Origin of the sequence: Lacticaseibacillus mingshuiensis, assembly GCF_016861785.1 — a bacterium.
GTDB lineage: Bacteria > Bacillota > Bacilli > Lactobacillales > Lactobacillaceae > Lacticaseibacillus > Lacticaseibacillus mingshuiensis.
Genome location: NZ_BOLS01000022.1, coordinates 16,609 through 38,485, shown reverse-complemented (window position 1 = coordinate 38,485; position 21,877 = coordinate 16,609). Strand labels below are relative to the sequence as shown.

Below are 21,877 nucleotides of genomic sequence, written 5' to 3'. Positions count from 1 at the left end.
CTGTATATGGTGAGAGCAAAAGTTCTCAAATCTTTTTGAAAGGAGGTAGCCTTGCCGCCGTGCGCGGCGTGCAGCGCAAAAGCCGCTAGCGCGAGCGGCGGCGGTCGGCGTTAGCCGGCCGCCATCAGCCCCCAGTATCTAATAGGGGGGCGATAGTATGACAGAATAAACCTGCTAGGCAGAAATAAACCGCGTAAGACCGGCGTTTCGCCAGAAATATGACGAAAAATTAGCACCCGATTAGTTCACATCGAAAGGAATGACAAAATGCAAAAGGATTTAACGCTTGTTAATCCACAAAACTACTCGTGGTTAGACGAGCTGGAAGAATTCAAAGATGCCTATGGCATCACACAGCAACAATTAGCCGATACAACGGGATATCGTCGCGAGTACATCAACGCCTTAATCAGAGGCCGAAAACAGCTCACAGCGCAAGCTAAGGCCAAATTAACGACCGCAATGCGCGTACTGACCAAACGGAACAACCTAGATTGCTGTATCGACTACTTCCGCGTCACCTTTAAATCACACGATGCCGGAAACATCATTCAAAAGATATTTCAGATTAGGCCAGAACACTTCTATCATGAGGACTGGGCGTTTTACGGCTACACGCATAAGCTGATCTGTGGTGAGCTAACGGTGATGCTCTCACAACAGCCAGAACGCCGTCACGGTGAATCAGAAGAAGCGTGGCTAAAACGGGACAAAGGCACGATGATTGAGTTGAGCGGAAAAGGCTGTCGCTATCTGGAGAACTACCTTAGCGGGCAAAAACGCTCGTGGTATGACGTCTTCATAGCTTGCCAAGAATTGCATGGTCGCTTCAAGCGAATTGACCTCGCTATCAATGACCGTCATGGCGTCCTCGACATTCCAGAATTGATTGAGAAGTATCGAAACGACGAATACCGTTCGCGTTTCAAAGGTGGCAAAATTCATCGCTAGGATCGTGACCACAAGGAGGGAAATACCTTAGAGTTAGGCTCGCGCCAAAGTGGTGTCCACATGGTGATTTATGAAAAGGACTTTGAGCAGTGGCAAAAGCAAAACGTATTATTGGAAGACAAGTTACCGATTGAAGAACAACCCATTAAGAATCGTTTTGAAGTGCGGCTAACTGATGAACGGGCTGATTCAGGTATTGATGCATTACTGTCAACTCGCGACCCTGAAAAAGTTATCTTCGGCATCATCAACCATTATATTTGCTTTCTCACCCCTACCAAAAGCAAGAGTAAGCAAAGCTGGCCGATTGACCCACGATGGGCAACCTTTATTGGTGCTAATCGGGATAAGTTATCCCTAACCGTTGACCCGCAACCCTTCGACTTTACGACAACTGTTGGCTGGCTCAAGAAGCAAGTGAGTTCCTCGCTGAAACTGATCGTGATTTTAGATGAGATGTTAGGAACGCACACGCTTGATGAAATTATTGACGCTGGCAAACTAAGTCCACGGCAAGTTGATTTGATCCAGCATTATCAAAATGGCAACTGTGGCGCCTACCTAGACGATTTTGAAGCAAAAGAAAAACAAAGCAACGAATGAACGCGATTGCCGCGCTGACCCGAAACTTTGCCCTAGACAAGCTAAGTATATCATGGTCAGCAAATCACGGCGATCTCCAATCTGAAAAAGGAGAATTTTATGCCAGCATATCTGACCCTGACACGGGCTGATTTAGTGAAGCTGGGATACAGTCCATCGCAAGCAAGCCGTATCGTCAAATTGACCAAAGAACAGTTGCTCAAACAAGGCTTTGGATGGTACGGTAAGAAAGGCGTAGACCGTGTTCCGGTGGAAGCAGTAGACGCAGTATTAGGCTTGAAACTAGGCCAACTTGAGGGTGCACCAAGTGGCCTTTCCGCAGTTAAGGAGGAACTATCTTGACTACGAAAGACCCAATTACAAAACAAGCGGACGGCACTTTCAGCTTCCGCGTAAGCTTAGGAACTGACAAACGGACTGGCAAGCGAATTCAAAAGCGTGCCAGCGGCTTCAAAACGAAAACGGAGGCGAAAAAAGCAAGAGTTGCAATGTTGGCGGCGGGGATCGCCGATGATGAGGACATCAAGCAGACTAAGTTTGGCGACTTTATGGAAGACGTGTTCAAGCCTTGGTACAAAACCCAAGTAAAGCCACGCACCTACCGTCAGCGGCTAGTCTTGATGAACAGCGAGTACCTGACTAGGTTCAACGACATCATCATTGACCAAATTCGGCCGATTGATGTTCAACATTGGCAAGTCAGCGTACTCAAAGACTGTAAGCAATCCTATGCGCGTACCATCAACATTATGTTAGGCCAAGTGCTTGAACGTGCCAAGGCGCTAGGTATCATCACCGAGAATCCAGTACGGATCGTTGGCCTCATCAAGAAGAAGAAAGCGAAGATCCATTTCTGGACGCAAGCCGACTTCCAAAAGGTGATTGCCCAAACTGGCACTGACACTTACGAGAAACACTTTGAGCACACGATGTTGTGGTTTATGTTTATGTCTGGCTTGCGTAGCGGTGAAGCACGGGCGTTAAAGTGGACAGACGTTGATCTCAAAGCTAAGACTGTGAACGTCAATAAGACGATGGACTATCACAACCGCAACTGGTTTGAGACGCCAGCGCCAAAGACTGCCGCTAGTCGTCGTACCGTGGCGCTTGATGACGATACCGTTGCGTGCTTAGGCGCGTGGCAGGCCGCACAAGCGGCGATGGTGAATTCCGAGTGGGTATTCTCACGTGATGGGATTCCGTGCTCTGACGGTCAATTCATTGATATTGTGGACACGTACAGTACGCTCGCTAAGGTTCAGCGAATTACAGTTCACGGTCTCCGCCACTCGCATGTGTCGCTGTTGATCAGCCTCGGTGAAAACCCACTCCAGATCAAGGAACGTCTGGGGCATGAGGACATCGAAACGACGCTTGGCACTTACGGTCATCTCTATCCCAACAGTAACTTTGAAGTCGCAAAAAAGCTCAACGGGATATTCTCCAAGGAGGTGCCCGATAAGCCAAAATAATTTGAAAAGGGTCAAAACTGTGCCACCGTAAAATCGGTGGTGCTAGAAACATTGATACCACGGGACGGGTGCGAGATGCGCCATTGTTCCCGGGAAATAATGCCACATCTGGGTCCCAAGTCCCTTGCACGCGCCTTTCATAGCGGTAAAATATAACTATATTGATGCATGAAAGCTGATAGGGGGAGACAAATGACACAGTTATATCGCGCGTGGTTTCGCTCCAAAAAAGATGGGCGCTATCTTCAAAGTTATAAAACAGACACCATGGAGTCTTTCAGTGTCCAATTGACCGATGATCCGGACGAGGCCGTGTCGCTGGTCACGGATATCACCAATGATGTCCAGCTGGAGACGCGACTGTTTCAGGCGGTCCTTCGTCACCCGGACCGGTCTAGCATCCCGCTGTTTTATTCGATCACGATCGAGGCGTTTCAGATCGTTCGCCATTATTTTGAGATCGTGACCGAAAAAGTTGACCCAGATGTCATCGAAGGGCGCGAGGTCACTTATGCAGTCGGCGATGTATTGGTCGACTACGACCGATTTGGGGCGGAGCGCCAGATCGCCCGCGACAACAATCGTGTTTTCAACCTCGACGAGGCGGACTGGGCCAAGCGCCAGTTCACCGTCCTGGCCGCGGGGCATTACGTCGATAGCGACACGGGTCAGGCTTATGCTGGAATGACCGTGGCCGGGCCTGATCAGCCGACATTCTGGGCGCTGCCTGACGAGTTGCTCGAATGGTCGGACCTCGCCTATCAGATGAACAACTTCCCCTGTGTCGTCGAATTTGGCCGCCTGGAAAATGGGGACGGCGTGGGCGCCATGCAGCTGAGCATTCAATTACGGGAGGACGCCGAATGAGATACGTTGCCTTTAACACTTATCAAGATTTTGATACGATTCCGGCCGAGGCCAAGCCGGCACTGTTTACGACAGCCAGCATCGGCCTCAAGTTGCCAAATGAGGGCCGAATCAAATACATTGCCGATGTTGAAGAGGAAGACGATGATTCGCTCACGCTGACCTGGAGCAACGATCCAAAAGACGGCATTCCGCTGTTTTCCAAGGCTCAGATTCAAAAGTATGTGGATCTTCTCCTGTCGTTTGCGAAGCAGGAAGGCGTGTCTGCGAACAAGGCGATGAAGTCGCTGTATATCGTGCCGAATCAGATCGGGTATAAAAACGCCGACGACTAGGTCACACATCAATGATAAGCGGTTCGTGTCAATTTTGATGCGAACCGCTTTTTTTATGCAGACGGACATTTGGGGGACCGTTTTGTATACGGCCTAACTAAAAACGCGCCGCATCGGCCATTTCGGAGAGACCCAAGCACTGAACTATGCGAAAAAATTTTATTCAGTAATAAGAAACAAAAACAATTGTTTCTTTATATGAAATACTTTGCGACCGTTCTAACGTGGGACCGATGTGCAGTCGATTCCTAGTCGATTTCGGTCGTGCCCAAACCATAACCGAATTCAAAAACGTGTTAATAATCTCAATGTTCTTTAATTATGAAATATAAGTAAGTGTCTTGCGTCTGTGATTTTTAGATGATATATTGGGCGGGTTAATAGTCTTTGGGGGAAGACTTTTTAACGGTGCAACAGGCTTTTTTGGGGTGTAGCGACGGATGGTGATCTCGGCCATCTTTTTTGCGGCCCTTTGCGCTGTTATCTTCACGTGAGCCTCCGGAGACGGGGGCTTTTTATTATGTCAGAAACTGGGAACCAGTGGTTTGATGGCGGACCCAGCGATGAGGATCAATATGACAGAGACAAAGGATCGTCATACAAATATAGTAATGCGGCTGACCCGGATCTTATGCGTGTCCGTTGTTTTGCTCGGGCAGGTACTTGTGATGCCCGCGGCGAAAACGGCGAAGGCTGATGGTTCGGCACTCGCGCAACCGGCAGGCACGTATGCCGAGACCTATCCATCGACACAATACGACATCCTTGGCGCGGCCCAACATTTTTCGCTTGTTGGCCGCGATAAGGTCACGTTGGGGTCTAGCCAGGACGGTAATGTGGCGACAAAGGATCTCGCTGCAACGAGTGATTGGCACACTGCCGACGACCTTGGCCCGTTGCCTGTGAACGCGACAACAGGTAAGGGCACCGATGTCAATTATTTTCAGACGATCGATGATATCAATGGTTTTTCAGCGTCGGCGTTCGGCTCTGCTTCTAAGCAAGTCGTCGTAGGGGCAGACACCACTGTGGGTCTGGCTAGTCAAAATCAAGGTGAGACGACCCTTACTCTGGATGGCAAGAAGATGGACGCGCTGCATATCGGTGATGTCTCGCAGGAGTCAGCTGATCAGCCCTTCATCGATCTTGATCAGACTTTCCAGCAATTAGAGACCGTCTCCAACCTCTTTGCTGGCAAAGGGAAAACATACCAGAAGACAAACGACAATGAACTAGACATCGACGTAGATCCCGAAGCCGATAACTCGCAATGGCCGCTCATGTACCCACTGCAACTGACAAAGGTCGATGAGAATGGTCAGCCGATCACCTCGGGCGTCAAATTCCAGCTCGTTCAAAAAGATGATGACGGCCAACTGACCCCGGTCGATATTTCAAAGGTCACTGTCTTTGACAGTCAAAATAATCGGCTGGATAAAAATGTCCTGACCACAGATAAAAATGGTCAGCTCAATATCTCGGTCAGCGCGCCGGGCACGTATTACTTCGTTGAACTCCCGCGGGACCAGCAGGCGGCTGACTATAACTACGCCGTCAATGCCGCACCAAGCGATGAATTCACCACTGGCGTCATGCCAGATGCCGCCTATGTCAACTTGACGTGGGAGCAACTGGCTGGCGAAAAGGGTGAAGCGAAGAGCGCCATCAACTTCTCGGGGATCAACTTTGACGATTCCAACTCACGGCCGATCATTATCAATGTCGATTTTTCAAATTACGATGGTAGCAAGATCAGCGCCGGGGATGCCGGCAATATCTCGTTTGAGGGCCTCACTGACGCTGATCTGAAAGACTTCAACAGGGCGAAGATTCTCTGGAATTTTTATGGCTACAAAGATGGCCAGACCATCTCGATCTGTAATGATACGTTTTATGGGTCGATTCTCGCCCCGGATGCGAATCTCGTTGTTCAAAGTGCCCATGTCTTTGGCTCAATCATTGGCCGCACAGTGGCGGTCAGCGGCGATACGAATCACCGGTGGGACCTTAACTTCTCGGCTTACACTGGTGAAAACACCGGCACGGTCGAAAATACGCAGTTCGCTCAGGCAACGGTGAAGAAGGTCTGGCACTTAGGTGACCCCGCTGATCAGCAAAACGCCGAGGCGACGGTTCAACTCTACCAAGTCGCAGACGGGACATCGCAAACGAAGGACCAACCCGTTGGCGATCCGGTCACGTTGAATGCGGCGAACGATTTCACGGCTACGTTTACGAAGCTCTCGCCGACTGCAAAGTATGTTGTCAAAGAGGTTGGGGCGACGGTCAATGGCCAGTCAACCGGGAAAGAATTCAGTACGACCCTGACTGGGGATCTCGATGGAAACGGCGACCTTGATTTCACGTCTACGACTGATCCACAAGTTACGCTCACAAATACACAACACGTGATCGACGTCAGGAAAGTTGCCACCGGCGCCAAGGCTGGGGACACCCCGCTGGCTGGCGCGACATTCAAGCTCGATCAGATCACGACAGCCGAAGATGGGTCCGAGACGAAAACACCAGTCGCAACGATCACCGATGCAAACCAGACCCAGCCGCTGGCCCCAGGCGTCTATGAGATCACCGAAACAGTTGCGCCGACTGGCTATTCGCTCGATGCCACGCCTGCGCGATTTGAACTAACAACTGATTATCAGTGGCAACAGCTGAGTCAAAATGCAGACAAGAAATGGGTCCCATCTGCACTCCCAACTCAGACACCAAGCATATATGACAAGGATTCGTTTTACGTTTCAAGTAGTGGCGAGTCGACGGCTGGCAATGTTCTTCACTTCATTAAAACCGATACGCCATCGTGGCAACTCAACGTTTTGAAGCAGGATGAGGCGACAGGCAAACCGCTGGCCGGGGCGATCTTCACCTTGTATCCGAAGGGCCAGCCGGACAAAGCGATCACCTCCGCGCCAACTGATGCGAATGGCCACGTTCAATTTTCCCAAGCGCTTGACCGCGGCACGACTTATGAGCTGGTTGAAAAGACGGCACCGGATGGATATGACGTCGATGCGACGCCAAGAGAGATCTCATTTGGTAATGCGTCTCAGGATCCGGCACTGACAGTCGATGCCGACGCCTCAACAACGATGACGTACGCCTTCACAGATAAGCGCACGACGGTCATTTTTCACCTCAACAAAGTGGATCATTGGAACCACAAGACGCAGTTGACTGGCGCTCAGTTCAGCCTCCAGGATACGACGAGCGATGCCGCCCCTGCCGTCCTGAAGTCGGAAAATGTGGCCGGCCAGAAATGGAATATGACGGCCATGGGGCTTCAGGCTGGACACACGTATACGTTGACGGAAACCGCGGCGCCAACGGGATATTTGCGCGGTACCGGCTCGTACACGATCAAGGTCAAGCTGGACGGCACGGTCGAGTTCTATGCGCCGGGTGACAAAACGGCGCAGGATCTGGCTAAAACAGATGGCATCGCCACCATCACCAACATGCCGCAGACCATTTTGCCGCATACCGGCGGCGGTGGCGTGTCGCGGTACCTGGTCATGGCCTTGGCGATGTTCGCGCTGGCCGGGTTCCTGATCTTGATCGTTGCGGCTTTTCGCCGGGAGGTGCGCCATGAGTAAGCGATGGAAAGCACTTCTTGCAGTGGTCGCCGCGTTCCTGATGTTGCTTGGGGTCGCGCTCAGCCCGGCGCAAGCGACCGCCGCGGCTCAGACACAAGCGCCCACGACCGTCGATATCGTCCTGCACAAGCTGCTCTTCGACGAGACGTTGCCGGACAAACAGGCCAATGACGGTGCGGCCATTCCCGATTTTGGCCAGTCCGCGCGCCCGCTGAATGGCGTGACTTTCACTGTGTATGACATCACGACCGATTTTTGGACATATGTCGCAGATGGCCATGATGTGACGGCGGCGCAGGCCCATTTTGCGAATACGCAGGCCGATTTTTCGCGCCAAGCGGTGGTCAGTCACCAAACGGCTGGCTCGGGTGAAGCACGCTTCGCTGGCCTCACGCTCCGCGAAAATGGGCAGTACGCGGTTTATCTGTTCAAGGAAACTGGCACGCCCGCCGGCATTGATGGGCAGAGCCAAAACCTGGTCGTCGTGTTGCCGCTGGTGGCAGACGGCCAGATCCAGTCGCAGATCGACCTGTTTCCAAAGAATGTGGTGAGCGGCGGCGAAACGACGATCGCCAAAACCGTCACGGCCAACCGCACCAACTTCGCGTATGGGGAGACTATTCCGTACAAGATCGCGGTGACGGTGCCGGCGGATATCGGCGCGCTCAAAACGTTTGCCATTTCGGATAGCGCCAATGCCGAGCTTGTCCGCCATGGCGGCATTCATGTGGCGATCGACGGACAGCCGGTTGCGGCGAGCGCGGGCTTGTATCAGGTCCGCGATGCCACGCCGCACAGTTTTTCGCTGGCCTTTGATGTTACCCAGCTGACGGGGGATGCCGGCAAAACGATCACCGTCACTTATGACATGGCGATCAAGGCCGGCACCCCGGCTGATGAGCTGCTGGTCAACCGTGCGATCGTCTATCCGGGCGGCGATGACCCGCAACAGGATTATACGGTCGATGTCACCGGCGGCAAGCGGTTCATCAAGGTCGATGCGAAGTCTGAGCAACCACTGGCCGGCGCCATCTTCGTGGTGAAGAACGATCAGGGTGCCTACCTGATCAAGGCCAAGGACGGCTGGGCATGGAAAAATGTGTCCGCGCCGATCGCCACGTCGTACAAAGCGGCGGGCCTGGCTACCCTGACGTCGGGAAAAGATGGGCGTTTTGCCATTCAAGGCTTGGCCGCTGGTCATTATTCGCTGGTGGAAGTCAGGGCGCCGGCTGGCTATGTGCGAAACACCAAGGCCATCGCGTTTCAGATCGTAGCCGGGGAGTACACGCGCGGCCAAACGGATCCATACAAGGTCGTGAATGTCGCCTCACCCACGACGCCGGACAAACCGGTGTCACCCACGCAACCGCACCACCCAACACCAAGATTGTGGGATTACCTGCCGCACACCGGCAGCGCCTGGGCCTCTTGGCTTTCGGCCATCGGGGTCGTGGTGATCGCACTGGTGCTGGCGCTTCGTTATCGGAACCGGAGATCAGTTAACTAACTAGTTAAAAAACTATTTTGGGGGAACCAATTATTATGAAGAATTCACTTGTAAAGAAAGCACTGATCGTGATCGGTGCGGCCCTGTTGGCACTGCCTCTGGCGGCCAATGGGCTCAACGCAACAACGGTCAAAGCGGACGGCGAGACACAGAAGGTGACGCTGACCAAGTATGTATCGGCCAGCAATCAGCCGACTGGCAATCCCGTCCCTGTCGACACGTTGCCGGCAACAGCGGACAAGGCGAATAATGCCCGTGTCGATGGTGCGGAATATTCCGTGTATGATGTGACGGCCCAGTATTGGAGCAAGATCAAGGATGGTACGTTGACTGCCGCGGATGCTAATCAGGCGGATGATAACGGTAAGACCACGGTATTTGACCTCACAGATTTAAAGTCAGTCCAAAGCGACACGACTAAGAATGGCCAGGTCACCTTCGACTTGCCTGAATCCTCAAATGGTCAGTCTGCTGTCTATCTTTTCCGCGAAACAAAGACACCGGCTGGCTACAAGACGTCCTTTGATTTCGTGCTTTCCCTACCTGTGAAGGAGCCGGCTTCCGATGGCGTGGCGTATGTTTATCCTAAGGAACAAGTCGACAAGACCTACAAGTTGAAGTTCACCAAGGTCGATGAGACGAACACGGCGACCGCTTTGGCCGGCGCGAAGTTTTTCATCAAGCAAGGCGACCTCTATGCGTCCATCAAGGGTTCTGAAAATGCCGAGCTGACCGACTTGCCATCTGGCGCTTCCGATGTTTCCTGGGGATCAAAGGACCAGGCAACGACCTTTGTTTCCAACGACAAAGGTGAATTCGGCTTCGAGGCGAATCCAGAAGCTACGGTCGATGATGTGCTGACGGGCCTTGATCCTGACAAGTCCTACACGATCGAAGAAGTTGCGGCACCAAACGGCTACAACAAGGATGCGGCGATCGATGGCAAAGCGGCTGCGGACGCTTCAGTCAAGCCAGGCGATAACGCAACGACCGTTACCGATACCCCAGAAGGCATTCTCCCGCATACCGGTGGCGCCGGCATCGTGGCCTTTGTTGTGCTGGGTGTGGCGCTGATCGCACTTGGCGGCGTGGCTTACAACAAGCGGCGCGCAGCCTAATTTTTCCCGCAGTTGCAAAAGGAGGAGCCGGCCGCTTCTCCTTTTTGATATTGAGACGAGACGCTGAGAAGGAGGCACGTGATGGCGAAGAAGAAAGCGAAAAAGCCGATCGGGTTGATCGACATCATCCTTTTGCTCCTGATCGTTGTCGGCATTGGCGTGCTGGCGTATCCTTTCGTGTCGGATGCGTATGTCTCGTACAAAAATCAGCAAGTGATCGACGCCTATCAGGTCCGCGAAACGAAAAAGAATACGGCGGCCTTGAAGCGCGAGTACAAACAGTATCAAGCTAAAAATGCGGCGCTGGCAAAAACTGGCGCGGCGCCTGGCGTGGCGGCGTTCAACACGGCCGTCAATGCGCAAGGCACCGCAAAGACCAGCGCCAAGCGCAACCAACAGACGCTGACGACCGACACGATCGCCCAGCTCACGATTCCGTCGATCGGCGTGTCGCTGCCTGTTTTTTCCCGGACCACGGATTGGCTGCTGCAATTCGGCGCCTGCCTGCTGGACGGCACGAGCTATCCGACCGGCGGGAAAAATACGCATGCGGTGATCTCCGCGCATCGCGGCATTCCCAATGCCGAGCTGTTCACCCGCCTGCCGGAACTGAAAAATGGCGCCAAATTTTTCATCAAGATCGGTGACAAAACGCTGGCCTATCAGGTCTTCAAGCGGCAGACGATTGACCCCAGCGATATCGGCTCGCTCAAGGTCGAGCCGGGGCAGGATCTAGTAACATTGATGACGTGCACGCCTTACATGATCAACTCGCACCGCCTGCTGGTCACAGGGCGGCGGGTGGCCTACACCAAAGCGGATAAGGCGGCCGCAAATTGGGCAGAGCGCTGGAACAAACTGAAGCTGGCGGCCTGGCTCTTGGCGGGGGTCTTGGTGCTCGGCGTGATCTGGCTGCTGCTGCGTGGTCTGCTCGTGGCGGGCAAGCGCTATGAACTGCGCGTCACGGCCCTGGCTGCAGACGGTGCCGCACTGGCCGGCGTTTCGGTCGTTGTCCGGCGCCGGCGCAAGCACGTGGCGACGCTGACGACCGGCCCGGATGGCGTGGCCAGCACCACTCTGCGCGGCGGAACGTACCGCGTCGAGGTGCCGGCTGGCGTGACGGCCGGTCCGCTGAAGGCTTACGTCAAGCATTGGCACGACAAACAGTTGACCCTGAAGCGGCGCCGTCATTAGCGAAGCCGCCGTTTCAAACCAAAAAAACAGCCCACGCGCAACGTGTGAGGGTGTCGAGATCTACACGGATCTTGGGCGTCCCCCCGCAAACGCGAGGCTGTTTTTTTGTTCCTCAGGCCGCCGCAGGTTTAGACCAAGCGTGAGTCCAATGCGGTGACATAGGTGATGTAGTTGGCGAAATCCCCGATGCGCCGGCGGTTCAATTTTGCCTTGGCGACATCCGGGTTGGTCAGGTCGATATTGAGTTTGGCCGCCCACGAATAATCACGGCCATCTTGCGCCTGCAATTTGGCGACAGCCGCCAGGGCCGAGATCACGGAATTATGTGCGGCGGTGCGCTTTGTGCCTTCTTCGGAACTTTCCACGATGGTCATCAGCGCAAAATCGGCGCGGATGCGGGTGTAGCTGGTCGCGGTGTGGACGAAGGTCTCCCAGGTCTCCTGGTAGAAGTCGTCGGTCAGATCCATCGCCGCGATGATCTCATCCAGCAGCGCCCCGCATTCTTCGAACGTGATGTGGTCGTTGGGGATGGCGGTCAGGTAATCTTGATAAGTTGGAATCCGAAATGTCATAGGTGAATGCTCCTGTTTCTCGCGCCAGCTGGCGGTAATAGTAAGGCGGTCCCACGGGGGCAAGCCAGCCGTGAAACCGCTATCTTCTTTCTCTATCATACCTTAGTTCACCGAGGAAAGCACCCGGTCTGTGGTTTTCGTGGGAAAAGATCGGCGGCGCCACCCGGACCAGGGGAAAACTGACCAGACCTGACAAACTAAAATCACCGGAAAAAGCGCGGTCGCACAAGCCACAGCCCTGTTTTTTCGTCATTTCGGCAAAAGTCGGCCCATTTGTTCAATTCCGCATCAGCGGGCGCGAGAAAGCGCTATTTCTATCGCTAAAGCCCATTAAACTGCGGGGTCTGCGGTCACTTGCGAGTAATTCAATTGCTATTCTGCAAGCGTGAGGATATAATCTAGTTCGTTAGTAGTCCAAACAAAAAGGAGGGGTAGAGATGGCTGCAAACAAGAACATCCTGCGCGTGCTCAATGAGCGCCACGTGTTGGAGCAGGTCTTCAATCATGGGCCGATCTCTCGTAGTCAGGTCTCCAAGAATCTGGGCCTGAACAAGGTCACTGTCTCGGAGATCGTTGGCGACCTGATCGCCCATCAGCATTTGCTTGAGCTTGGGCAGGGCGATAGTACAAAAAATGGCGGCCGCAAGCCGACACTCTTGCAGTTCAACGCAGATCTTGGGTATGTGATCGTCTTTGACCTCGGGTTTGACTACATCGATCGGATGGTCAATAAGATGGACGGCAGCATCGTGGCAGTCGAGCGCTATCAAGTCGCCGACATGCCGGTTGAAAAACGGTTGGCGATGCTCGTCGACATGGCAAATGTGGATAATATGATCGATGGCCTGCCGCTACTGGGTATCGCGGTGTCCATCCACGGCATCGTCAACGAAAATAAAGTCGTGTACACGCCGACGCTTGATTTCAAGCGCTTCGACGTCGCCAAGATGCTGCAGGACGCCACGCATGTCCCGGTCGTCCTGGAAAATGAGGCGAATCTTTCCGTCATTTATGAGCGCGATTTTGACACCAAGGAAAGTGTCGCCAACCTTGTTTGTGTCAGCATTCATAAAGGCATCGGCGCCGGCATTATTTTGCACAACCAGCTGTACACGGGTAATCGCGGCGAGGCCGGGGAAATCGGGCACACCATCGTCTACAACAATCATTTCCTGGGCAATAGTAAACCCGACACGGTCGAAAATCTGTGCTCGGAAGATGCGATCATGGAACGCCTGCGCCACGATACTGGCGAGGCCGACCTGGTGCGGCAGGATGTCGTGCAGCGGTTCCGCGCCGGCGATAAGCTCGTTACCGAGGCGCTCGACCGCTTCTGCTTTGCGATCGCGCATGTGATCTACAATGTCGGCGTCACCATGGCGCCACAGCTGATCGCCCTAAACTCGGGGCTGGTCGCGGCGATTCCGGAGCTATTTGCCAAGATTCAGGCGGACATGCCGCGGCTCACCGATGAAGATCCGGATGTGATCTTGGTCAAGGATGTGCGCAACGCGACCTTGCTTGGCGGCGCCTCGCTGATCATTCAGACGCTTTTGAACGTCGAAGCCGGCAGTTTGAGCTTCGCTTAACGCGCTATATCAACAAAAAAGACGGGGTAGGCAGATTTTTTGCCTGCCCCGTGTTGTTTTACCAAAATGAAAGCGTTAAACTATGTTTGAAGTAAGTTAGCAAAACAAACCAACCGAAAAGGCTGACGTTTAGGAGGCACTCTGATGACAAAGACTTATTTTCCCGATGTGACCCAGATTCCTTATGTAGGGACCAAGGATCTCAGATCTGGGTTTGGATTCCACTACTATAATGCCGATGAAGAGATCGGCGGCAAGAAGATGCGCGACTGGCTCCGCTTCTCCGTTGCGTACTGGCACACATTTGGCCAGAAGCTCGACGATATTTTCGGCGACGGCACCGCGATTCGCCCATGGGATGGCTTGACCGGCATGGATCTGGCAAAGGCGCGTGTGGATGCGGCCTTTGAATTCTATGACAAACTCGGCGTGGACTTCTTCTGCTTCCATGACCGCGATATCGCGCCAGAAGGGGATACCCTGCGCGAGACCAACAAGAATATTGAGACGATCACGGACATGTTCGTGGATTATCAAAAGACGTCGCACATGAAGGTCCTTTGGAATACCGCAAACATGTTCACCAATCCGCGGTTTGTTGCTGGGGCGGCGTCCAGTCCGTTTGCGGATGTGTTTGCGTTTGCCGCGGCCCAGGTCAAGGAAGGGCTCGACACGGCCAAGAAAGTCGGCGCTGAGAACTATGTCTTCTGGGGCGGCCGTGAAGGGTACGAAAGCCTCCTGAACACCGACATGAAGCGCGAGCAGGACCATTTGGGCGAGTTCTTCCACATGGCGGCTGATTACGCAAAAGAGATCGGCTACACGGGCCAGCTGTTGCTCGAGCCAAAGCCAAAAGAGCCAATGATGCACCAATACGACTTCGATGCCGCGACCACCATCGCGTTCATGAAGGAATATGGGCTGGATGGCATTTACAAGCTGAACCTCGAGGCCAACCATGCCAACTTGGCGGGCCATACCTATCAACACGAGATTCGCGTCGCACGGTCGGCTGGCCTGCTGGGCTCCTTGGATGCCAACCAGGGCGATAAGCTGATCGGCTGGGATCTGGATCAGTTCCCGACCAATTTGTACGACACGACCCTTGCGATGTATGAAGTGGTGGCCAATGGCGGGCTCAACCATGGTGGCCTGAACTTCGATGCCAAGCCGCGCCGCTCCTCCTTCACGCCTGAGGATATGTTCTATGCGCATATCGTGGGCATGGACAGCTTTGCGGCTGGTCTGAAGGTGGCGGTCAAGCTCCATGAAGATCGCGTCTTTGACGACTTCATCCAGGACCGTTACAGCAGCTATGATAGCGGCATCGGCGCCTCGATCGAAGCAGGCAAGGAGACCTTCACTTCCCTGAATGATTACGTGATCGACAAGCCGCAAGCCGCATTGCGGGCAGCAACCAAGTCTGGTCGCTGGGAAGAGCTTGAAGACACCCTGAATCATTACATCATCGAGACTTTGCACTGATCGATCAACACTTAGCGGCGCTTGCACGACGCTGACGCCGGCTGCGCAAGCGGCTCGTCAGCAGAGGCAGGCGCCGTTTTTTTAGATGTTAGATGGAGGAAAAACATGAAATATGTGATCGGCGTTGACCTTGGCACAAGTGCCGTCAAAGTCCTTCTGGTGGATCAAAAAGGCGCGGTGGTGGCCCAGGCCAGCCAGCCTTACCCACTGTCCCAGCCAAAGCCGGGCTACAGTGAGCAAGATCCAGAAGATTGGATGCGCGGCGTCACCGCGGCCATTCAGGAATTACTTGCGAAAACGGATGTCGCGCCCACGGACATTGAGGGCTTGAGCTATTCGGGCCAGATGCACGGGCTGGTGCTATTGGATGCTCAAGGAAACGTCCTGCGCCCAGCAATTTTGTGGAATGATACCCGCACGACCGCACAAACGGCTGAGATCACGGCCAAAATAGGCGCGCAGTTCTTGGCCATCACGCGCAATCGCCCGCTGGAGGGGTTCACCTTACCAAAACTCCTGTGGGTCAAGGAAAATGAGCCGGTGATCTTTGCCCAGGCCGCGGCCTTTGTGCTGCCCAAGGATTACGTGCGCTACCGCATGACGGGCCAATTGGAAATGGAGCTCTCCGATGCGGCCGGCACCGTGATGCTGGATGTGGCGGGCAAAAAATGGAGCCAGGCGATCTGCGACGCGTTTGGGATTCCCGTGAGCCTATGCCCGCCATTAGTTGAGGCGACCGCGCAAGTCGGCACGCTCACCCCAGCGTATGCGGCGGTCAGTGGGCTCGCACCAGCCACCGCGGTGTTTGGCGGCGGGGCCGATAATGCCTGTGGGGCGATCGGTGCCGGGGTCCTGCAGCCGCAGCAGGCCATGTGCAGTATCGGCACATCCGGGGTCGTTTTGACGTATGAGCCGGATGCCACGGCCGATTATCACGGCCAGCTCCATCTGTTCAATCATGCCGCGCCAAACGCCTTTTACTCGATGGGCGTGACGCTGGCGGCAGGCTACAGTTTGAGCTGGTTCAAGCACACCTTTGCCCCGGACGAGGACTTCACGCCGTTTGTGAACAGCGCAGCCACCTCCATTCCGGGCGCGCATGGGCTTCTTTTCACCCCGTATATTGTCGGCGAACGGACCCCGTATGCGGACGCGACGATCCGAGGAAGCTTCATTGGCGTGGATAGCAAGCAGACACGGGCCGATTTTGTCCGGGCGGTGCTTGAAGGCATCACGTTCTCGTTTCGCGATATCCTCGAGATCTATGCGGCCAATGGGAAGACCTTCAAGCAGCTGGTCTCGATCGGCGGCGGGGCGAAGAGTCCACTGTGGCTTCAGATGCAGGCGGATGTGTTCAACACGCCGATCGTGCGCCTGACCTCCGAACAGGGGCCGGGGCTTGGTGCGGCGATGCTCGCGGCGGTCGGTCTCGGGTGGTTCGCGACGCTTCAGGACTGCGCGGCGCAGTTCGTGCAGGTCAAGCAGGTCTATCAGCCGGATCCGGCAGCCGTGGCGCAATACCAGAAGCTCTATGAGTGCTACCGCGACGTGTATCCCGCGACCAAGGATCTGACGGCGCGGCTGATCGATTTTCAATAGGAGACAATCATGTATAAAAATCCTGTGATTCCCGGGTTTCATCCCGATCCAAGCGTTGTGCGGGTCGGCGATCATTATTATCTGGTGACGAGCTCGTTCAACTTTTTTCCCGGCGTGCCGTTGTTTGAAAGCACCGATCTGGTCAACTGGACGCAGATCGGGCATGTCCTGACGCGTCCGAGTCAGCTTCAACTCGACGGGGCCAACACCCATGGCGGTATTTATGCGCCGACCTTGCGCTACAACAACGGCCGGTTTTACATGGTGACCACGAATGTGAATCATGGCGGGAATTTTTACGTGTGGACCGATGACATTCATGGTGAGTGGAGCGACCCGATCTTCGTCGAACAAGGTGGCATCGACCCATCCCTTTATTTTGAAAATGGCACGGCGTACTTCATGAGCAACGGGGATGACGACGCGGGCCGGCATGGCATCACCCAGTGCGAGATCGACATCGCGACAGGCAAAAAGCTGACCCCGGCCACCGTGATCTGGACCGGTGCTGGCGGGCGTTATCTGGAAGGCCCGCATTTGTACAAAAAAGAGAACTGGTATTACCTCATTGCCAGCGAAGGCGGTACCGAATACGGGCACATGTTAGTCTATGCGCGGGGCAAAACGCCGAATGGGCCGTTTGAAAATTTCTCGGGCAACCCGGTCTTGACCAACCGCGATCTCGGCGGCTATCAGATTCAGGGCTGCGGCCATGCAGATCTCGTCGATGACGGCCACGGCAACTGGTATCTCGTGCACCTTGCGTTTCGCATGCTCGATCAGTGGATCCAGCACCACACGTTGGGCCGCGAGGTGTATTTGGTGCCGGTCGCGTTTGACGACGACGGCTGGTTCACGGCTGGCGACCACGGCACGACCCGGCTGGAAATGACCGCGCCCGGCTTGAATGAGGTCGCGCAGACACCTGCGCAGGACCTGAGTTTTGCCAACACGGCGCTGGGCCAGCAGTGGGTCACCCTGCGCGAACCCGAGCCGGCCAATTACGCCTTTGGGGAAAATCGGGTGGCGCTGCGCCCCAACGGCCTGACTCTGGAGGAAACAAGCGGGTCCCCGACGGCGTTAATGCTGCGGCAGGACCAGTTCAACTTGGATGTTCATGTGACAATCGCCAAGCCGCACAATTTGGTGGGGCTCGCCGCGTACATGGAAAATGATCAGCACTATGATGTCGTGGTCTGGCCGGAAAATAGGCAGGCGCATGCGGCGCGGCGGTTGCGCATTGGGCCCGCGGTGACGCTCGATCATCAGCTCACGTTGCCAGCGGGGCCGGTGACGCTTGGGGTCCGCACGACAAACTATCAGTATGCCTTTTACGTGAGTGCCGGGGGCCAGCAGTTTGACCTCGGCGAGGCGGCGGCGCAGTTCTTGTCGTCTGAGGTCGCGGTGAATTTTACCGGCGTGATGCTGGCGCTATTCACCGAAAGCCATGGCGAGGCGCCGGCGTGGAATGAACTCAGTGATTTTTCCTATCAGTTGATGGAGGCAGAGAAATGACAAATGCACGTCAATTAGCCCAGCACCTTGCCGCCCAGCTTTCGGTGAGCGAAAAGATCGGGCTGCTTTCGACCACGCAAAAGGCGGTGCCGCGCCTGGGCCTGCGTGAATTTCACATTGGCGGAGAAGCCGCGCATGGCATCGTGGACCGTGAGACCTATCACACCACGAGTTTTCCGATTCCGTTGACCTTGTCGCAGACCTTTGACCCGGCGCTGTTGAAGCGCGTCGGCACCGTGGTCTCGGCCGAGGCCCGCGCCCTGTACAACACCACCGGCCGGAAAAGTCGCCTGATGCCATGGGCGCCAACTGTCGACCTTGAGCGCGATCCGCGGTGGGGCCGCAATGAGGAAGGCTACGGCGAGGACCCGTTTTTAACTGGCGCAGTGGCAGGCGGCTATATCGATGGGCTGCAGGGAGACGCCAAAACGCTGCGGGTGGCCGCGGCGCCGAAGCATTTTTTTGCCAATAATACCGAGGCCAAGCGCGGCAGTGAGTCGAATTCCGTCACCCCGCGGATGAAGCACGAGTATTACCTGAAGGTGTTCAAATTCGCGTTTCGCGATCACCATGCGCAGTCGATGATGACCGGCTACAACGGCGTCAATGGCATCCCGATGATGCAATCGCCGGAGCTGGCGCACACGGTCAAGGGTCAGTGGGGCATGGATGGCACGATCGTCACAGACGGGTCCGCTCTGACGCTGAATATCGAGGATTACAAATACTTTGGCGATTACCCCCATGCCGTGGCCGATGCGCTGCACAAGGGGATGGATTGTTTTGTCGACGATCCGGGCAAGGTGGAAGAAGCGGCAAAACAGGCCCTGATCCGCGGGCTGATCACGGAAGCCGAGCTCACCACGGCGATCACCAACACGCTGACCGTTCGCGCCAGACTCGGCCAGCTGGATGAATCCACCGATCCATATGCTGGGCTGGGCAATGCGGACATCGGGACCCAGGCAGCGGATGACCTCGTGCAGGAAGTCACGGCAGCCGGCACCGTTTTGCTGAAAAACGAGACGGCGACCCTGCCATTAACGGACGCCGACCGGGTGCTGCTGACGGGGCCAGCTGCGGACCGGTTTGTGCGCGACTGGTACGCGACGTTGCCGATGAACCGCGAGACCCTGCGCGACGGGCTGCAAAAGCGGCTGGGGGCGCGCGTCACCTATGTCGATTCAAATGACCACGCGACCCTCGCCGTTCAAGCCGAAGTGCCAGCAACCGCGACGCCTGACCTTACCCAATTGACCTACGAGATCGAGCGGTGGCAAGGCGACCTCGTCTTTTTGCGCGATACCGACAGTGGCCGCTACCTGCAGTTTGATGAAGCTGGCCAATTGTGCCTGCACAAGACAGAGGTCTATGACTGGGTCGTGCGGGAGGCGTTCGTGTTGACGGCTGATGGCGCGCTTTACGCCGTGGACCATGATTTTCGCGCCAGCGACCGCAATGCGATGGAAGCCGGCGGACGCGGCCCACGCGTCGGCACCGTCTCGATCACGGAAAATGGGGCCGAGCGGGTGGCCGCGGCGGCCGGCGATTGCACGAAGATCGTGATCGCAGGGGGCAACCATCCCCTGGTGATCGCCCGGGAAACCGAGGATCGCACGGATCTTGAGTTGCCGGCCGCCCAGCGCGCGTTGTTTGACCGCGTCGCTGAGCTTGGCAAGCCGGTGGTCGGCGTGCTCATCACGGGGTACTCATTTGTGGTCGACACGCTGCCAGCGCAGGCACTGCTTGAAGTCGGGTATGCTGGGCAGTCCCTGGGCGCGGCGCTGGCCAAGGTGCTGGTCGGGGATGTCGCCCCAACCGGCAAGCTCAGCCAGACGTGGTACAACCACACCTGGCAGATGCCAAGCATGCGCGAGTACGACATTGAAAAAACGCGGCGCACCTATCAATTTGCGGCGCCCGCAACCGTCCAATATCCGTTTGGCTTTGGCCTGACATACGGTGAGGTGGCGCTGCAAAATGCTTCGGTCGATCAACAGGGCCAGCACCTGACGATCGACCTGGTGCTGGAAAATCGGGAAGACCATCCTGTGACGGAAACGCCGCAGGTCTATCTGGTGGCCACGGCCCTTCAGGACTTGCCGAATCGCCAGCAGTTGATCGCCTTTGAAAAAACTACCGTCGCCGCGCACAGCACCCAGCTGGTCACGCTGACGGCGGATCTTGCCGACTACCGCTGGTATGACGCCAAGGCCCAGGGCTTCTATTTTCCGCGCGGCACCTATCAGCTGGCAGTCGGTTTTGCCAGCGGCCAGCCGCAACAAACGCTGCCTGTGACCATCGACGGGGCCGCACCCGCCACTTATGACCTCGATGCATTCCCGCTGCGCGCCGGCGCGTTTGATGACGCAACGGGGGCCGAGTTGACGAGTGCGGGCGGCCAATATGAGGTCGTTTCGTTGAGTAAGGAAGGGTCCCTGACATACCGCCATCTGACCGCCGAAAATGGGGACCTTGTCGTGACAGTGCTGGCGTCTGGTCGCGGCCAATTAACATTGACACGCGGCGATGGCCAACACGAAACGCAAGCATTTGACGCCGCCACCTGCGAACAACCGCTTGTTTTTGCGCTGGGCGGGATGACCGATCAGATTTTGCAGGTGACAACAAACGCCGCAGTTTCAGTGTTAACACTGACTGCGGCGCCGGCTGGTTCAAAATAATAATTATTGGTTCGTAAATTAAGTTTACAAATAGACACACTTGTTTTATACTAACCACGTTGAAGCGTTTTCACCGGTCGCCTAGACCTGGTCCGAATAGTCGGCCAACAGCTTTTTGTCCACGAAGGCTTTGAGATAAAGCCAAAAGGCAAAGCCGAAGAGGACGAACGTGACCCGGCCAAACGATGTGAAGATGAACAGCAACGCGGCAAGAACGTCGATCACGGCAAGTAGCAACACTTTCGGCAGTTCTGGCAACACCAAAAGCGCAGCGTTCTTGAACGTTTGCTTGTAGGTGTTGGCAAAGGTGCCGACCAGCGGAAACAGCACTTGGCAGATCAACAGCAAGACGCCCGTCGCAATGATCATCAAGACCATCACAGGCGTGGCAAACCAATCATCAAGACCGCGCCAGAAGTTGACGTTGAAGATGAACACGGCTGCCAAGGCTAGGACCGTGAGCCAAGTGGTGGTGCCGAGCTTGAAGCTAGACTTGAAATTTTTCAGGTAGCTTCGGGTCAGCGATAACCCGCTTTGATCGATGTATTGCATCATCGTCCGTTGCATCGCAGCCAGCCCCGCGCCGATCGTGAAGACCGGCAGGCAGGTGATGATGAAAACGAAATTAACGGCGACAAACGAGACAAGGGTGCCCATCGCCCGGAAAAATGAGCTGTTTGGATTGAATTTCATGTTTGACCCACCTGTTCATATTTTATGACCTTGTGTCACATACTAGGCCACACGCGTCGTCGAATGCAAGTCTTATACA

The 21,877-nt window shown here is 55.2% G+C and carries 15 protein-coding genes and 1 pseudogene; 14 read left to right on the top strand and 2 right to left on the bottom strand.

Annotation, left to right across the window (positions count from 1 at the left end; genetic code table 11):
- The first annotated feature begins 267 nt into the window (after nucleotides 1–267).
- The 9 genes and pseudogenes from JUE67_RS12750 to JUE67_RS11415 all read left to right on the top strand — a co-directional run bounded on the left by JUE67_RS12750 (nucleotide 268) and on the right by JUE67_RS11415 (nucleotide 11,661).
- Nucleotides 268–1,554: pseudogene (locus JUE67_RS12750) on the top strand (replication initiation factor domain-containing protein).
- A 99-nt stretch (nucleotides 1,555–1,653) separates the two neighbouring features.
- Nucleotides 1,654–1,896 carry a DUF3173 family protein gene (locus tag JUE67_RS11450; RefSeq protein ID WP_203628402.1) on the top strand — a complete coding sequence of 81 codons (243 nt, stop codon included), beginning with the start codon at nucleotides 1,654–1,656 and terminating at the stop codon, nucleotides 1,894–1,896.
- Nucleotides 1,893–3,026, top strand: a complete 1,134-nt coding sequence (locus JUE67_RS11445; RefSeq protein ID WP_203637167.1) for a site-specific integrase — start codon at nucleotides 1,893–1,895, stop codon at nucleotides 3,024–3,026. Before JUE67_RS11450 ends, JUE67_RS11445 begins: the two co-directional genes overlap by 4 nt.
- 192 nt (nucleotides 3,027–3,218) lie before the next feature.
- Nucleotides 3,219–3,893: a hypothetical protein gene (locus JUE67_RS11440; protein ID WP_203628404.1), complete on the top strand. Its 675-nt coding sequence runs from the start codon at nucleotides 3,219–3,221 to the stop codon at nucleotides 3,891–3,893.
- The gene (locus JUE67_RS11435; RefSeq protein WP_203628405.1) at nucleotides 3,890–4,228 is read left to right on the top strand and encodes a hypothetical protein; all 339 of its coding nucleotides are present in this window, start codon (nucleotides 3,890–3,892) and stop codon (nucleotides 4,226–4,228) included. Before JUE67_RS11440 ends, JUE67_RS11435 begins: the two co-directional genes overlap by 4 nt.
- 575 nt (nucleotides 4,229–4,803) lie before the next feature.
- Nucleotides 4,804–7,842: a SpaA isopeptide-forming pilin-related protein gene (locus JUE67_RS11430; RefSeq protein WP_203628406.1), complete on the top strand. Its 3,039-nt coding sequence runs from the start codon at nucleotides 4,804–4,806 to the stop codon at nucleotides 7,840–7,842.
- Nucleotides 7,835–9,349, top strand: a complete 1,515-nt coding sequence (locus tag JUE67_RS11425) for a SpaH/EbpB family LPXTG-anchored major pilin (protein WP_203628407.1) — start codon at nucleotides 7,835–7,837, stop codon at nucleotides 9,347–9,349. The genes JUE67_RS11430 and JUE67_RS11425 overlap by 8 nt, the downstream gene beginning before the upstream one ends.
- Before the next feature lie 35 nt (nucleotides 9,350–9,384).
- Nucleotides 9,385–10,467, top strand: coding sequence for a pilin N-terminal domain-containing protein (locus JUE67_RS11420; protein WP_203628408.1), 1,083 nt, complete (start codon nucleotides 9,385–9,387; stop codon nucleotides 10,465–10,467).
- A gap of 81 nt (nucleotides 10,468–10,548) precedes the next feature.
- Nucleotides 10,549–11,661 (top strand): class C sortase, encoded by a 1,113-nt coding sequence (locus tag JUE67_RS11415; protein WP_203637166.1) that lies wholly within the window; start codon nucleotides 10,549–10,551, stop codon nucleotides 11,659–11,661.
- A gap of 128 nt (nucleotides 11,662–11,789) precedes the next feature.
- Here the strand turns inward: JUE67_RS11415 and JUE67_RS11410 are convergent, their stop codons facing one another.
- Entirely contained in the window at nucleotides 11,790–12,233 is a 444-nt protein-coding gene (locus JUE67_RS11410) for a hypothetical protein (protein WP_203628410.1), read from the bottom strand.
- Nucleotides 12,234–12,670: 437 nt separating this feature from the next.
- Between JUE67_RS11410 and JUE67_RS11405 the strand changes: the two genes are divergently transcribed.
- The 5 genes from JUE67_RS11405 (at nucleotide 12,671) to JUE67_RS11385 (ending at nucleotide 21,105) form a co-directional block, all read left to right on the top strand.
- Nucleotides 12,671–13,822: an ROK family protein gene (locus JUE67_RS11405; protein WP_125696760.1), complete on the top strand. Its 1,152-nt coding sequence runs from the start codon at nucleotides 12,671–12,673 to the stop codon at nucleotides 13,820–13,822.
- A 144-nt stretch (nucleotides 13,823–13,966) separates the two neighbouring features.
- A complete protein-coding gene (xylA, locus tag JUE67_RS11400) occupies nucleotides 13,967–15,307 on the top strand; it encodes a xylose isomerase (protein ID WP_203628411.1) in 1,341 nt (446 codons plus the stop codon).
- Between the two features lie 105 nt (nucleotides 15,308–15,412).
- A complete protein-coding gene (gene xylB, locus JUE67_RS11395) occupies nucleotides 15,413–16,906 on the top strand; it encodes a xylulokinase (RefSeq protein ID WP_203628412.1) in 1,494 nt (497 codons plus the stop codon).
- 9 nt (nucleotides 16,907–16,915) lie between these two features.
- The gene (locus tag JUE67_RS11390; RefSeq protein ID WP_203628413.1) at nucleotides 16,916–18,421 is read left to right on the top strand and encodes a glycoside hydrolase family 43 protein; all 1,506 of its coding nucleotides are present in this window, start codon (nucleotides 16,916–16,918) and stop codon (nucleotides 18,419–18,421) included.
- On the top strand, nucleotides 18,418–21,105 hold the full coding sequence (locus JUE67_RS11385; RefSeq protein ID WP_203628414.1) for a beta-glucosidase family protein: 2,688 nt from the start codon (nucleotides 18,418–18,420) through the stop codon (nucleotides 21,103–21,105). The genes JUE67_RS11390 and JUE67_RS11385 overlap by 4 nt, the downstream gene beginning before the upstream one ends.
- An 81-nt stretch (nucleotides 21,106–21,186) precedes the next feature.
- Here the strand turns inward: JUE67_RS11385 and JUE67_RS11380 are convergent, their stop codons facing one another.
- Nucleotides 21,187–21,798: a DUF624 domain-containing protein gene (locus JUE67_RS11380; protein ID WP_203628415.1), complete on the bottom strand. Its 612-nt coding sequence runs from the start codon at nucleotides 21,796–21,798 to the stop codon at nucleotides 21,187–21,189.
- Between the last annotated feature and the right edge of the window lie 79 nt (nucleotides 21,799–21,877).

Coding starts and splice junctions, on each gene's coding strand:
- JUE67_RS11450 (WP_203628402.1), top strand. CDS start 1,654: ATGCCAGCATATCTGACCCTGACACGGGCTGATTTAGTGAAGCTGGGA.
- JUE67_RS11440 (WP_203628404.1), top strand. CDS start 3,219: ATGACACAGTTATATCGCGCGTGGTTTCGCTCCAAAAAAGATGGGCGC.
- JUE67_RS11435 (WP_203628405.1), top strand. CDS start 3,890: ATGAGATACGTTGCCTTTAACACTTATCAAGATTTTGATACGATTCCG.
- JUE67_RS11430 (WP_203628406.1), top strand. CDS start 4,804: ATGACAGAGACAAAGGATCGTCATACAAATATAGTAATGCGGCTGACC.
- JUE67_RS11425 (WP_203628407.1), top strand. CDS start 7,835: ATGAGTAAGCGATGGAAAGCACTTCTTGCAGTGGTCGCCGCGTTCCTG.
- JUE67_RS11420 (WP_203628408.1), top strand. CDS start 9,385: ATGAAGAATTCACTTGTAAAGAAAGCACTGATCGTGATCGGTGCGGCC.
- JUE67_RS11415 (WP_203637166.1), top strand. CDS start 10,549: ATGGCGAAGAAGAAAGCGAAAAAGCCGATCGGGTTGATCGACATCATC.
- JUE67_RS11410 (WP_203628410.1), bottom strand. CDS start 12,233: ATGACATTTCGGATTCCAACTTATCAAGATTACCTGACCGCCATCCCC.
- JUE67_RS11405 (WP_125696760.1), top strand. CDS start 12,671: ATGGCTGCAAACAAGAACATCCTGCGCGTGCTCAATGAGCGCCACGTG.
- xylA (WP_203628411.1), top strand. CDS start 13,967: ATGACAAAGACTTATTTTCCCGATGTGACCCAGATTCCTTATGTAGGG.
- xylB (WP_203628412.1), top strand. CDS start 15,413: ATGAAATATGTGATCGGCGTTGACCTTGGCACAAGTGCCGTCAAAGTC.
- JUE67_RS11390 (WP_203628413.1), top strand. CDS start 16,916: ATGTATAAAAATCCTGTGATTCCCGGGTTTCATCCCGATCCAAGCGTT.
- JUE67_RS11385 (WP_203628414.1), top strand. CDS start 18,418: ATGACAAATGCACGTCAATTAGCCCAGCACCTTGCCGCCCAGCTTTCG.
- JUE67_RS11380 (WP_203628415.1), bottom strand. CDS start 21,798: ATGAAATTCAATCCAAACAGCTCATTTTTCCGGGCGATGGGCACCCTT.